General features: G+C 63.5%; 10 protein-coding genes. 8 read left to right on the top strand and 2 right to left on the bottom strand.

All coding sequences use genetic code 11. From position 1 onward, the window contains the following. Positions 1 to 10 precede the first annotated feature (10 nt). The 3 genes from H6955_16325 (at position 11) to H6955_16315 (ending at position 3,435) form a co-directional block, all read left to right on the top strand. Positions 11 to 823, top strand: a complete 813-nt coding sequence (locus H6955_16325; GenBank protein MCP5315127.1) for a hypothetical protein — start codon at positions 11 to 13, stop codon at positions 821 to 823. 166 nt (positions 824 to 989) lie between these two features. Next, complete coding sequence (locus tag H6955_16320; protein MCP5315126.1) at positions 990 to 3,092, top strand: EAL domain-containing protein; 2,103 nt, start codon at positions 990 to 992, stop codon at positions 3,090 to 3,092. Positions 3,093 to 3,210: 118 nt separating this feature from the next. Next, the gene (locus H6955_16315) at positions 3,211 to 3,435 is read left to right on the top strand and encodes a hypothetical protein (GenBank protein ID MCP5315125.1); all 225 of its coding nucleotides are present in this window, start codon (positions 3,211 to 3,213) and stop codon (positions 3,433 to 3,435) included. 65 nt (positions 3,436 to 3,500) lie between these two features. Here H6955_16315 and H6955_16310 read toward each other — a convergent pair whose 3' ends face one another. Beyond that, positions 3,501 to 4,832 carry a nucleoside monophosphate kinase gene (locus tag H6955_16310; GenBank protein ID MCP5315124.1) on the bottom strand — a complete coding sequence of 444 codons (1,332 nt, stop codon included), beginning with the start codon at positions 4,830 to 4,832 and terminating at the stop codon, positions 3,501 to 3,503. Positions 4,833 to 5,147: 315 nt separating this feature from the next. On the opposite strand from H6955_16310, the gene H6955_16305 reads away from it, so the two are divergent. From H6955_16305 to H6955_16285, 5 genes are all read left to right on the top strand, one after another. Next, positions 5,148 to 5,507, top strand: a complete 360-nt coding sequence (locus H6955_16305; protein MCP5315123.1) for a hypothetical protein — start codon at positions 5,148 to 5,150, stop codon at positions 5,505 to 5,507. A gap of 55 nt (positions 5,508 to 5,562) precedes the next feature. Further along, positions 5,563 to 6,819, top strand: coding sequence for a 6-phosphofructokinase (locus H6955_16300; protein ID MCP5315122.1), 1,257 nt, complete (start codon positions 5,563 to 5,565; stop codon positions 6,817 to 6,819). A gap of 297 nt (positions 6,820 to 7,116) precedes the next feature. Next, entirely contained in the window at positions 7,117 to 9,252 is a 2,136-nt protein-coding gene (locus H6955_16295; GenBank protein ID MCP5315121.1) for an EAL domain-containing protein, read from the top strand. Positions 9,253 to 9,282: 30 nt separating this feature from the next. Next, positions 9,283 to 9,486: a hypothetical protein gene (locus H6955_16290; protein MCP5315120.1), complete on the top strand. Its 204-nt coding sequence runs from the start codon at positions 9,283 to 9,285 to the stop codon at positions 9,484 to 9,486. A 253-nt stretch (positions 9,487 to 9,739) separates the two neighbouring features. Further along, positions 9,740 to 11,749 carry a sodium-translocating pyrophosphatase gene (locus tag H6955_16285; protein ID MCP5315119.1) on the top strand — a complete coding sequence of 670 codons (2,010 nt, stop codon included), beginning with the start codon at positions 9,740 to 9,742 and terminating at the stop codon, positions 11,747 to 11,749. Between the two features lie 73 nt (positions 11,750 to 11,822). Here the strand turns inward: H6955_16285 and H6955_16280 are convergent, their stop codons facing one another. Next, on the bottom strand, positions 11,823 to 13,766 hold the full coding sequence (locus H6955_16280) for a response regulator (protein MCP5315118.1): 1,944 nt from the start codon (positions 13,764 to 13,766) through the stop codon (positions 11,823 to 11,825). Between the last annotated feature and the right edge of the window lie 192 nt (positions 13,767 to 13,958).

Raw genomic sequence — 13,958 nt, 5'->3', positions numbered from 1 at the left:
GGATGGGGATATGACGGGCATCGACTACGAAAACCAGGTCTTGGACGAACTGCAGCGGGTGGTCACCAGCGCCGAGTTTCGCGATGCCCGGCTGTTCAAGTTGTTGCTGACCCAGGTGGTGTTCGAGCATCTCGCCAACTGGCGACACCCATCCAGACAGCACGCCGTGGTCGGCCATGATCAGGACGCGATCGATCGGTCGAGTTCGGCGTGGTCCGCCATCGAAGACAGCGCCGCCCAACGGCTGCGATGCAGGCTCGACAACTATTACCGAACCGATGGGCGATTCAATCTGCTTCGTCTGGAGATGCTGCCGGGCCGGCTGGCAGTCGTGGTAAAGGATCGTACGGGACGCGACGCGTCGCCCGGTCGCGGACGGGATACGGCCCACCCGGTACTGGGTATCGACGCGTTCGACTGCACAAGCGGCGTCCCGGAGCACCAGGAATTCAGCGCAGACCTGCTCGGCGAGATCTATCTCGCGCTGGCATCGACCGAATGCGTCATTCTGCCACCTCCCGGCAACCTGTTTGAAAGTGAGCAAGCACTTCCGAAACATTCTCGGCTCCCCGGCGCCAATGAGCTCCAGCTCGCGTGCACCCTGCGCTGGTCGGGCAACCGCCTGCGACTGTTTTGCCAGCTAATCGAGGCATCCTCCTGCCAGATACTGTGGATGGAGCTGCGGGAGTTCGACTGGATGGGTGGTGCGCGGGCCGTACGCGAGCTCGCCGTCGACTTTGTCGTCCAGGGCGTCTCCCGATCCTGCGCCGCACTCGAATCGGGCGACCTGTGCGGGGCGACCGACTGTGCCGGGACCCACTGAAACCGGCGCCACGGGTTTCCCAACTTCAGGTTTTGCGAAGCACGCAATCGGGTGTTCCCCGATCCTGCAGAGCCGGCCCGATGCCGACAATCGCACCATGGACCTTGCATCGTACTGCGGCGAACCGACGCCCCAGGGCGCTTCCCGCACGACGAGGAGAGTGGGCATGGAAACTGACGATACGGACCGGCTGCTAGACAGGCCACTGCGGGATACCGCGCAGGACTGGCTCACCAGCTGTTCGCCGAACCCAAGCCCGGCCCTGCAGCGCATCTGTGAACAATCCGCGGCAGAGCTGGGACGGCGCACCGGCTATCAACCGTTCACGGCACCCGCCGCAATGGCCTTTTTCATCGCGCTGAGTCCGCAGATGTCGGCGCACTGGCCGGCGGTATCCATGCTCTATCTGCTGATGGTGGGAGCCGCCGTCATGCGCGTGCATCTGGCACGGCGGTTCGTCACGGTGCGCAGTGCCAACTTCCTGCACCGGGTGCATGACTACCAGACTGCAGTGGACCTCGGCGGCTTTTCATGGGGGGCCCTGGTCGGCGCGGTATTGTTCGTGCACGGCATCGACAGGATGTCCGAACTGTTGCTGGTCGCCACGCTGGCGTTCACCACCAGCGCCTATTCGACGCTGACGCTGGAGCGCTCGCTGTGGCGGCGCTTCTCCCTGTCTCTCTGGCTGCCGATACTCACGATGACCGCTGCCGTCGCGATCAACGGCACCGCCGGTGGCTGGCTGTTGCTGGGGATCGAAGTGCTGTTCGCGGTCGTGCTGACGCTGCAGGGCGAGCGCCTGGTACGCGACTACATCGACGGTCTACTGACCCGCCACAGCCTGGAACACGCGACGACGACGATAGCGCGACAACGCAAATCGCTCGACGAGCACCGCGAACGTCTCGGCGAGCTCCAGGATCGGGCACACCAGCTGTCCTACTACGATCCGGTTACCGGCATCGGTTCGCGCACGCATTTTCACGAACGTCTGCAGAACAGCATTGCGTCCCACCAGTTGGGTGCGGGCAGCTTTGCGCTGTTGTATCTCGATCTGGATGGCTTCAAGGACATCAACGATACCTTTGGCCACCAATCGGGGGATCACCTGCTGAAGATCGTCGCGCAACGGGTAGGCAGTCTGTTGCGCAGCACCGATTTCGCGGCCCGCCTCGGCAGCGACGAGATCGCACTGTTGGTGCACGGAATCTCGGACGACCTCGACGCAACCCGGGTCGCCGAACGCTGTCGCGAAGAGATCCAGCTACCGGTCAGTCTGGGCGACCGGGCGGTGTGTCCGCGGGTGAGCGTCGGCATCGCCGTGTATCCCACCGATGGGGCGGATGCGCAGAGCCTGCTCAAGGCGGCAGAGAGCGCGCTGAATTCGGCCAAACACACGACCAAGATCCGCTGCCTGCGCTATGCACCGGAGATGTCGCGCGCTGCTGAACAGCGCCTGACGATCGAGCAGGAACTCCGCCAGGCGCTGATCATGGGGCAGTTCGAACTGCATTATCAGCCGCAGATCGATGCCCTGACCGGGGGCTGCTGCGGCGTCGAAGCACTGGTGCGCTGGAACCACCCCGAGCGCGGTCTGATTCCGCCGCTCGAGTTCATCCCGGTCGCGGAGCAGGCGGGTCTGATCGACGCCCTCGGCGAGTGGGTCCTGGCACAGGCCTGCGGGCAGGCAATGGCCTGGTTCGACGCCGGTGTTCCACCAATGACGGTCGCCGTCAACATGTCACCGCTGCAACTGCTCGACGCGGATTTCGTACCGAGCGTGCGTGCGGCGCTGGTCGCCTCCGGTCTAAGCCCAGAGCTGCTCGAACTCGAGATCACCGAGAGCGCGATCCAGACCCATATCGAGGCACGCAACGCGCTCGCCCAGTTACGCGAACTCGGCGTGCGCATCGCATTGGACGACTTCGGCACCGGCTACTCGTCGCTGGTGTCGCTCAAGGAGTTGCCGATCGACCGGGTGAAGATCGATCGATCGTTCGTGGCCGACACCTTATCCAGTGAACAGGACACCGCGCTGCTCGGTACGATTATCGAGATGGCCCACGTCCTGGGTTGCGGGGTGGTTGCAGAGGGCGTCGAGGAACGTGCGCAGGTGACGAAGCTGCGCGCGCTGAACTGCGATTGCATGCAGGGCTATTTCTTCAGTCGACCGGTAGCAGCGCAACAGATCCCGCGGTTCACCCGACACGACAACCGCGGCGAGGCACGCGAACGGGACTGGCTGCCCGCCCTGGCGTCATCCGAGTGAAGGGGGTTTGACCCTACGCTTTGCGCAGGTGCACCCCCATGGAGATTCGGCGAAAATGCGGAGTACGTGCCGCGATCATGCGACGTAGGCCCAGCTCACCGAAGGTTCAGGAAACGCGATGAACGACAGACTGATGATCCTGCCCGCCCAGGACAAGACCAAGATCCGACTGGTACGGATCCCCCCGGATTTTCAGGATCAAGAGGTGTTTCGTCACGTGACGGGGCTGATCGCCCAGGTCGAAGAAGAGAATGCGGACCACACCTGGGAAGACGTGCTCGCGATGCTCGAAGACCGCGGCTTCGAACCGGTGGAGTTCCAACTCGGACCGTCGCTCGACTGATCGAGGGCGGTCCCGCCGGGTCTCCCGGCGTAACGACCGCCGGGATCCTGCGACGATCCGACCGATCAACGGCGCGAGCGCTTCGCCGCGACCTTCTTTTTCGTCGCCGCCTTTTTGGCCGGGGACTTTTTGCTCGCGACCTTCTTGGTTGCCGCTTTTTTTGCGACCGGCTTTTTCGCCGACGTCTTCTTGGCGACCGGCGGCTTCGCCGAGGCCTTCTTTTTCGCAGCCTTCTTGGGCGCTGCTTTTTTTGCGACCGGCTTTTTCGCCGACACCTTCTTGACCGCCGCCTTCTTGGCCACCGACTTTTTGGTCACGGCCTTCTTGACCGCCGGCTTCTTGGCGACGGCCTTCTTGACCGCCGCTTTCTTAACCGCCGCTTTCTTGGTCGCCGCTTTCTTGGTCGCCACTTTCTTGGTCGCCGCTTTCTTGGTCGCGGTCTTCTTGGCGACCGCTTTCTTCGCCACCGGCTTTTTCGCCGCCACCTTTTTCTCGGTGGCTTTCTTGGCCGGTGCCTTCTTTGCTTCAGTCTTTGCCGGGCCGGCCTTCCCGGCCGCCTTGGATTCAGCCACCGCAGCCGGTTTCTGGCGCTTTGCCGGCGTCTTGGCTGCCGCCTTGGCTGGACCGGCGGCGGGCACAGTGCGCGGCTTGGCCGGCGCGGCCTTCTTCGGCGTCGCTGCCTTCTTGCGCGGTTGTTCGGCGGCGACCGTGGCTTGCTCCCGATCCTGCTGTCCACCCGGCGGGATGCTGGGAGGCATTGCGTCAATCAGCTTGCGCACCGCCTTCCAGACCTTGTCGGCACCCTCGTCCGCCTCGACGCGGTTCAGCTTGTCGCCCAGACGGTAATACTGCAGCAGCGGCCCCATCTGCCCCTCGTAGACGCGCAGCCTGTTGCTGATCGTCTCTTCGTAGTCATCCGGCCTGCGCACCACCCTTGCGCCGCATTCGTCGCAGACGCCATCGACCATCGGCGGGTTCACGTAAAGGTTATATTTCGCACCGCAGTTGTCGCAGGTGATCCGCCCGACCAGGCGCTCCATGAGTTCGTCCGGGTCGACCTCCAGGTTGAGCACCAACTCGATGCCGGCACCCAGATCGTTCAATACGCTGTCGAGTACGTCGGCCTGGCCTGCGTTCTTCGGCAGGTCGACGAGCACGAAACCCTTGCCCAGATCCATCTGCGGTAGCTGGATACGCAACAGTGCCAGCAGCAGCTCATCCGAGACCCGCGACATGTCCATGGCTTCCTTGGCGAGGCGGCCCAACTCGGACTGCTCGGCGGCAGCGCGCTGCATCACGCTGTTGACGGTGATGACGGGAATCCCATAATGATCGGAGATGCGCTGCGAAAGTTCAGCCTTACCAGAACCCGGTGGGCCCAATAAAACGATCCTCATTTTGGCTCCTTAGATGGCCATTATTGTTCTGCTCGACGCCCGGCCGGCCACCCACGCCTCATCCCCAACCTTTTACCATATAAGGAAATTAGGGTTTTCCTATGGGGGCATGCGTGTTTTGCATTGGCTAGCCCTAGCTGCATTGACTAAGCTAATCGCACTACAAATAGCGTGTCAACGAAGCGCCTGATTTGTTACGGATTTTAGGTGATCGGCAGAAATTAACGAGTAGATCGCCGCGATTTTCCCGAAAACCGATCAATCCACCGGGACCACACCCCGTACCAGAGGTGACTGGACCGGCGCCCAGCGAACATGAGTCAAATTCCTGACATTAGCGCAACCGAGGAATGGATCGTGAAAACGACCCTGAAGGAGCGCTATGGACGAGAGATCGACCTGCAGTACGCCGACGCCGAGATTCGCCTGAACCCAGCCGACCGCGAACTGACATCCTGTCCGGTATTCGTCTGGGAGGCCGACGGCTGCCACTTCGTCATCTTCAAGACCGGCGAACGGCGTTATCGTTGCCAGTTCTTTTATCGCGGCTACCAGCAATACGGCACCGGCGTGCACGAATACGACGACCTGACCGAGTGTGCCGTCTCCCTGCTGCAGACGCAGGCCGACCACACCGCCCGGGAACGTGGCGAGATCGACGACAAACGGCACTGAAACCGGCACCGGTCGGGCAGAACAACAGCGACTATTGACTAGAGGGAAACCATTTATGACGGCGAAGAACGCGTTCTATGCACAATCCGGCGGGGTGACCGCGGTCATCAACGCCTCGGCGTCCGGCGTGATCGAGGCGGCGCGCGCGCATCCCGACAAGATCGCCAACGTCTATGCCGGTCGCAACGGCATCATCGGCGCCCTGACCGAGGACCTGGTCGACACGAGCCAGGAGTCTTCCGAGGCCATCGCCGCCCTCAAGCACACCCCGTCCGGCGGTTTCGGCTCCTGCCGTTTCAAGCTCAAGAGCCTGGAGCAGAACAAGCGCGAATACGAGCGCCTGATCGAGGTGTTCAAGGCGCACAACATCGGTTACTTCTTCTACAACGGTGGCGGTGACTCCGCCGATACCTGTTACAAGGTGTCGCAGCTGTCCGAGAAGATGGGCTTTCCGGTTCAGGCGATCCATGTCCCGAAGACGGTCGACAACGACCTGCCGATCACCGACAACTGCCCGGGCTTTGGCTCGGTCGCGAAGTACATCGCGGTATCGACGCTGGAGGCCAGCTTCGACGTGCGCTCGATGGCCGCGACCTCGACCAAGATCTTCGTGATCGAGGTCATGGGTCGACATGCGGGCTGGATCGCCGCGGCCGGTGCGCTGGTCGAGGACGAGGGCATCCCGGTCGTCACGCTGTTCCCCGAGGTCGAGTTCGACCAGGCGAAGTTCCTGGCCAATGTCGACGCCAAGGTCAAGCAGCACGGTTACTGCACCATCGTGGTTTCGGAAGGCTGCCACTGGCCGGACGGCAAGTTCCTTGCCGAGCAGGGTACCCGTGACTCGTTCGGACACGCCCAGCTGGGCGGCGCCGCACCGGTGGTGGCGAACATGATCAAGGATGCCCTGGGCTACAAGTTCCACTGGGCTGTTGCCGACTACCTGCAACGCGCAGCGCGTCACCTCGCATCGAATTCGGACGTCGAACAGGCGTATGCGCTGGGCAGAGCCGCGGTCGAGAAGGCGCTCGAAGGCAAGAATTCGATCATGCCGACCGTGGTGCGTACCTCTAACAACCCCTACGCGTGGGAGATCGGCGAGGCACCACTGAGCGAGGTCGCCAACGTCGAGAAAATGATGCCGATGGACTTCATCTCCGAAGATGGCTTCGGGATTACACAGAAGTGTAAGGATTATCTTTATCCGCTGATCCAGGGCGAGGCCTACCCGCCGTACAAACCCAACGGCATGCCCGACTACGTGACCCTGAAACTCGCCGGTGTGCCGCGCAAACTGAGTGATTTCGAACTCTAAACGCCGTCACCTTGCGCATGTTCGAAGCGGGGTCCTGTCGGACCCCGTTTTGTTTGACGGATCCGCTGCTTGCGCCGCGATTTCCCAACCATCAAACGCATCTTTGTTTGATTTTCCGCAACTCGCCCGCGTGTTACGAAGAGGAGTTCCGATTAGACTCACACTGAGAAGTTGGATCGGTTCACAAAATCGCACAAAACCTCGGTCCGTCACGATGTCCCACGATGTAGCCGCAGCAGCTCCCAGGCCCCACGCCAATCGACGTGCAGCGCGACTGCCTGCCGCTGGCTGCGCGCGATGAACGTGGACCGCGCCGAAGCCCCGCCCAAATCAGTCCTCGTTGTAGACGACGATCCCACGGTCGCTCTGATGGCCAAGATGGGGCTGGCCGAACACGGCTTCCTGATCCGCTCAGTGACCTCCGGCGACGCCGCGATCGCCGCCGTCGAGACAGCACCGCCCGACGTGATCCTGCTGGATGTCCTCATGCCGGGGATGAACGGCTTCGAGGTGTGCCGCCGCGTGCGCACGCTGCCGACCGGTCGACAGATCCCAATCGTCATCGCCACCGGACTCGATGACAGCGAGTCGATCGAGCGCGCATACAGCGATGGCGCGACGGCCTTCGTCAACAAACCGATCAACTGGCCACTGTTGCGCCACCAGTTACGCTGCATCCTGCGCGCCAGCGGCGACCGGGCACGCCTGGCCGAGAGCGAGGAGCGCTACGCTTTGGCCGCGGCGGGTGCGAATGACGGACTGTGGGACTGGAACATCAGCGAACAGCGCGTGTACTTCTCGCCACGCTGGCGCGAACAACTGAAACTGCGCGAATCCGAGATCGGTGAGCAGATGGATGCCTGGCTCGCGCGCATCCACCCGGACGATCAGCTCGGGTTTCGCAACGAGCTCAATGCCCACCTGGCCGGCGACATTCCAAAACTGGAGGTCGAATATCGCATCCTTGACCGAGACGGCGACTACCGCTGGATGCTCTGTCGGGCGCTGGCGATTCGCGACGAAGATGGCCAGGCCTACCGTATCGCCGGATCGCAGACCGACATCACCGAGCGCAAACAGACCGAAGAGCGTCTCGCGCACGACGCCCTGCACGACGCGCTGACCGGGCTGGCCAACCGCAAACTGCTGCTGGAACGCATCACCCATTCGATCAAACTCGCGCAACGGCGCCATCACTACCGTTTTGCTGTCGCGGTACTGGATCTCGACCGATTCAAATGCATCAACGAAAGTCTCGGGCACCGCGCCGGCGACAGCCTGATACGGCGGGTCGCTGAGCGCATCGGCGGGCACCTGCGCGCATCCGACACCCTCGCCAGGATCGGCGGGGACGAGTTCGCGATCCTGTTCGACGACAGCGGCGAAGTCGCCGACCTCGATCGACTGGTGAGCCGGATTCAGCGCGAGATTGCGCAGCCCAGCGTGTTGGTGAACCAGGAGGTGGCGACCTCCGCGAGCGCCGGTATCGCGCTGCACGCGCCGCACTACGAGCGCGCCGAAGACATGCTGCGCGACGCAGAGATCGCGATGTATCACGCCAAGGGCAAAGGCCGAAACCAGCACGTCGTGTTCGACAACGGCATGCATGACGAGGTGTCTTCTCTGCTGGAGATGGAGGTTGCGCTGCGCGCAGCGGTCCCCCGCCAGGAACTGGTGCTCTATTACCAACCGATCAGTCGCCTGGACGACGACCGCATCGTCGGCCTCGAGGCGCTGCTGCGCTGGCAGCACCCGCAACGCGGGCTGTTGAACCCGGATGCGTTTCTACGCGTCGCGGAAGAATCCGGCCTGATCATCGCGATCGGGCAGTGGACGCTGCGCGAGGCAACCCGTCAGCTCGCTGGCTGGCTGGCCGCACTGCCGCAGCTCGGCGACCTGTTCGTATCAGTCAACGTGTCGAATGCCCAATTCGTGCACCCGGACCTGGTAGCACAGGTGAAGGGCGCGCTTCAGCGAACCGGACTCGAACCCGGCCGCCTGAAGCTCGAGGTCACTGAAACCGCGCTGATCGACGGAACCCAACAGGCAACGGCAGTTCTCGAACAGCTGCGTGCCTGCGGCGTGGCAACAGCGATCGATGACTTCGGCAGTGGTTATTGTTCGTTCAACTACCTGCACCGCTTTTCGTTCGACTCGCTGAAGATCGACAAGGCGTTCACCCAAACCATCGACCGCGACCCGAAGAGCCGCGAGATCGTACGCGCAATCGTCGGTCTCGCGCACAGCCTCGAGCTGGGCATCATCGCCGAGGGGGCGGAGACGACTGCCGCAGTACAATGCCTGCGTGAACTGGGCTGTGATTTTCAGCAGGGCTTCGCCTTTTCGCGCCCGCTGTCCGCGGATGCCGTCGAGGACCTGCTGCGCAGCCGATTGCCACAGCTACCTGACGCCAGGCATGTCCGGCATCCCTAGTGGGGCAGTCACGCACCGGGGGACTCCACCATGACGCTCGACAAGGCCCGTGAACTGATCGCCGTGCAACTGTCATTCGGCGGCGGATACAACCGCAACGCGGTACGCCTGATTCTGGCCGAGATCAGCAACGAGCACGGCCAGGCGGCGGTCGACCGACTGATCCGAGAACTCGATCTGGAACAACGGTTTGGGCTCTCGCCCGGGACCGATTTCTCGCACGTGGGACGCTGAACTCCGGCTTGCCCGGCAACCGTCGTCGCCGGCCGGTCGCTGCCGGCGGAGACCGCGAACCACTCGACATCCCGGCGGATGATTGGGCTACACTGCGCCGGCAATACCCCAACAGCAGCACCGTTAATCACCACATTCGAATATTTTGGTTGGTAAATGGACTGCTAGGGCCAAGAATTCCTCGCTGGACGCTACAACAACGAAACCATAGGCGCCCACGACAAAAGTACTTCGTAGAGGGGAAGAATCTGTCATGAACACTGCACTCTGGTTTGCCCTCGCCTGCTCGTTGCTGGCGATTGGCTACGGCGTCGTTTCGGTCAAATGGATACTGGGCCAGCCTGACGGCAACGAGCGTATGCGAGAGATCGCACAGGCTGTCCAGGAGGGCGCATCCGCGTACCTGAACCGCCAATACACCACGATCGGACTGGTTGGCGTGGTCCTGACCGTCGTGCTGTTCTTTTTCCTCGGCTGGGCGACCGCGGTCGGGTTCCTGATCGGCGCGGTATTCTCGGGTCTGGCCGGTTATATCGGTATGAACATCTCGGTGCGCTCCAACGTGCGCACCGCGCAGGCCGCCAACCACGGCCTGAACGCCGCGCTGCAGATCGCATTCCGTGGCGGCGCGATCACCGGCCTGCTGGTGGTAGGCCTCGGTCTGCTCGGGGTCGCCGGCTACTATGCGGTGCTGGTCAGGATGGGCGTCCACGACCCCCTCCACCCGCTGGTCGGACTGGCATTCGGCGGCTCGCTGATCTCGATCTTCGCCCGACTGGGCGGTGGCATCTTCACCAAGGGCGCGGACGTCGGCGCCGACATCGTCGGCAAGGTCGAGGCCGGTATCCCGGAAGACGATCCGCGCAACCCGGCGGTGATCGCCGACAACGTCGGCGACAACGTCGGCGACTGCGCCGGCATGGCGGCCGACCTGTTCGAGACCTATGCGGTCACCGTGGTTGCAACCATGCTGCTCGGTGGACTGCTGCTGGCCGACTCCGCGAACGCCGTGCTGTACCCGCTGGTGCTCGGCGGCGTATCGATCGTGGCCTCGGTGATCGGCACCTTCTTCGTCAAGGCGCGGGAAGGTGGCAAGATCATGAACGCGCTGTACCGCGGCCTGATCGTGTCCGGCGTGATCGCCGCGGTCGGTTTCTATTTCGTCACCGACAGCATGATGGGCGGCAATGCCGAGTTCACGTCGATGGACCTGTATTTCGCCTCGCTGGTCGGCCTGGTACTGACCGCGGCGATGGTCGTGATCACCGAGTACTACACCGCGACCGAGTACAGCCCGGTGCGGCACATCGCGCAGGCCTCGACGACCGGCGACGGCACCAACGTGATCGCCGGGCTCGGCATCTCGATGAAGGCCACCGCTGCGCCGGTGCTCGCCGTGTGCGCCTCGATCTGGGTCGCCTATGACCTGGCCGGTCTGTACGGCATCGCGATCGCTGCGACCTCGATGCTGTCGATGACCGGGATCATCGTCGCCCTCGACGCCTACGGTCCGATCACCGACAACGCCGGTGGCATCGCCGAGATGGCCGAACTGGATGAAAAGATCCGCAACATCACCGACCCGCTGGATGCCGTTGGCAACACCACCAAGGCCGTCACCAAGGGCTACGCCATCGGTTCGGCAGGCCTCGCGGCGCTGGTGCTGTTCTCCGACTACACGCACACGCTGGAAAAAAGCGGCCTCGACCTGCGTTTCGACCTCTCCGACCACATGGTGATCATCGGCCTGTTCATCGGTGGCCTGGTACCCTACCTGTTCGGCGCGATGGCGATGGAGGCCGTCGGACGGGCGGCGGGCGGCATCGTCAACGAGGTACGTCGCCAGTTCAAGGAAAAGCCGGGGATCATGGACCACACCGAGAAGCCCGACTATGGCCGTGCCGTCGACATGCTGACCAAGGCGGCGATCAAAGAGATGATCATCCCGTCGCTGCTGCCGATCGCGGTACCTGTCCTGGTCGGTGTGCTGCTCGGACCCAAGGCACTGGGCGGCCTGCTGATCGGCACCATCGTCACCGGCCTGTTCGTCGCGATCTCGATGACCACCGGTGGTGGCGCCTGGGACAATGCCAAGAAGTACATCGAGGACGGCAACTTCGGCGGCAAAGGATCCGATGCCCACAAGGCCGCGGTGACCGGCGACACGGTCGGCGATCCCTACAAGGACACCGCCGGCCCGGCCGTGAACCCGCTGATCAAGATCATCAACATCGTCGCACTGCTGATCGTGCCGTTGATCTGAGGCGGCGCTTTCGACGGACGCTGCATCGAGGGGGCCTGCGGGCCCCCTTTGTGTGTCGGCGCACTGTAGACGATCAGTCGACGGCCTCGGCCCTGGCCTGCGCCCCGGCCTGCCGCACCGCGGTGTGCCGCGCCACCTCGGCGTGCAGGCGCTGCAACGTAAACGGCTTCTCGATGAAGCCGTCGATCCCGGCCGCTGCGCAGCGTGCCTGGGTGTCGACCGCGACGTCTGCGGTCATCGCGACGATCGGCGCACGACCCCTTCCCCGCTGCCGCTCGGCATCGCGGATCGAACGCGTCGCCTGATAACCGTCCATTCCCGGCATGTGGCAGTCCATCAGGATCAGCCGGTAGTCGTGACGGCCCGCGCTGGCACAGGCCCCGGCACCGTCGTCCGCGGTGTCGACCCTACATCCGAGGGTCTCCAGCATTTCGACCGCGATCAGCCGGTTCACCGCGTTGTCGTCCACGACCAGGACCCTGGGGCCATCGGCGAAGGGCCGCGGCGCGGCCTCCGAGGAGGCCCCTTGGACCGCGGACGCGGCGGGCCCGCGGTGTTCCAGGCGGACCCGCACGCGAAACGTCGAACCGACGCCTTTGCGGCTTTCCACGGTGACCTCCCCGCCCATGCCACGGACCAGCCTTCGGGTGATCGCCAGGCCCAGACCGGAGCCGCCGAACCGGCGGGTGATCGAGCCGTCCTCCTGGGCAAAGGCGCCGAAGATCTGCTCGGTTGCCGCCGGGTCGATGCCGATCCCGCTGTCATGCACCGCCAGCTCAATCAGGGCGCTGGTTCCGTCGTCCTCGCTGCAACCGACGCTAACGGTCACCTCGCCGCGTTCGGTGAACTTCACCGCATTGTTCAACAGATTGAGCAGCACCTGTTTCAGGCGCAGCGGATCGGTGACAACGTGCGGCGGAAGATCGTCGTCCAGATGGGAGGCGATCGTCAGCCCCTTCTTCGCCGCCGCCGGCGCGACGATCTGCACCGTCTGCGCGACCAGTTCGCGCAGATCGACATCCTCGCTGACAAAATCGAGCTGCCCCGCCTCGATCCGCGAAAAATCCAGTACGTCGTCGATAAGTCCGAGCAGGGTCTTGCCGGACTCGTAGCTGACCGTCACGTAACGTCGCTGGCGCTCGTCCAGCGACGTCCGTAGCAACAGCTCGTTCATACCCAGCACGCCATTCAACGGGGTTCGGATCTCGTGGCTCATCGTCGCGAGAAACTCGCTCTTCGCCCGGTTGCCGGCCTCGGCCGCCTCTTTCGCCCTCGTCAGCTCCGCGGTCCGATCGCGGACCTGGGCCTCGAGGTTGCCGTGATGCACCTCGAGTGCCGTCTGGGCGGCGGTACGCTCGCGAACCTCCTCGGCGAGTTGCCGGTTGAGCAGCACAGCCGCGTCGTTCTGGCGTCTGAGGCCGGCCGCCAGGGCCTGATTCTCGAAGCGCAGACGCAGCGACGACAGCAGCAGCGCGTGGAAATTGTGCGTCGCCCGAACCAACAGCAGCCCGAACGACAGCATGCCCACGCCGAGTAGCACTGGGCCCCGCTCCAACTCCAGGAACAACGAAAGGACCACCGCGGCAACCGCCGGGAGCGTATAGAAATACAAGGCCCGCGGGCTGGCGACCAACACCGGTACCGCGAGCGACACCATGCCGATGACCACGACCACGACGACCATGTTCATCCACACGTCGTCGCTGTAAGCCATCACCACCATCAGTGCCCAGCCCAGACCGAGCAGGGCGGTCGCATGCGCATAGCCGCGCGCCCAGCCCGCCGGCGTGGCGGCATCCGGGTGCCGGTTGTGCACGACGATCAACGCGGTGCGCAGACCGACACCCACCGTCATCAGCGTCAGCCAGGCACCAAGCGGGAGGGGCGCTACCAGGCCTGCAAAGATCCCACTGATCACCAGGCTGGCGAACAACACCGCGGCATTCGAGGACCGCCCGTTGCGGAACAGCAGCGCAGTGCGCTCCGTCTCGATCAGGTGTTCGCTGGATGTCTCCATCGGATCGCCGTGGGGGAAACGGATTCGTGTCGCGTGCCACGTCGGCACCTCCACGTTTAGCGGCGCAACCCGGCCATTTTTTACCAGGCGGAACGATCCACCCCAGACTATTGACGGCACCTATCGACGCACCGCGACGGCCTGACGATATACTGTGCCGCTTGCACGACAGTGTCCGTAAACCACAGGAGC

Source organism: Chromatiaceae bacterium (genome assembly GCA_024235395.1).
Classification (GTDB): Bacteria; Pseudomonadota; Gammaproteobacteria; order Chromatiales; family Chromatiaceae; genus Thiosocius.
Note: the sequence above shows the minus strand (reverse complement) of the source record. Positions and strands in the feature narration are given on the sequence as shown.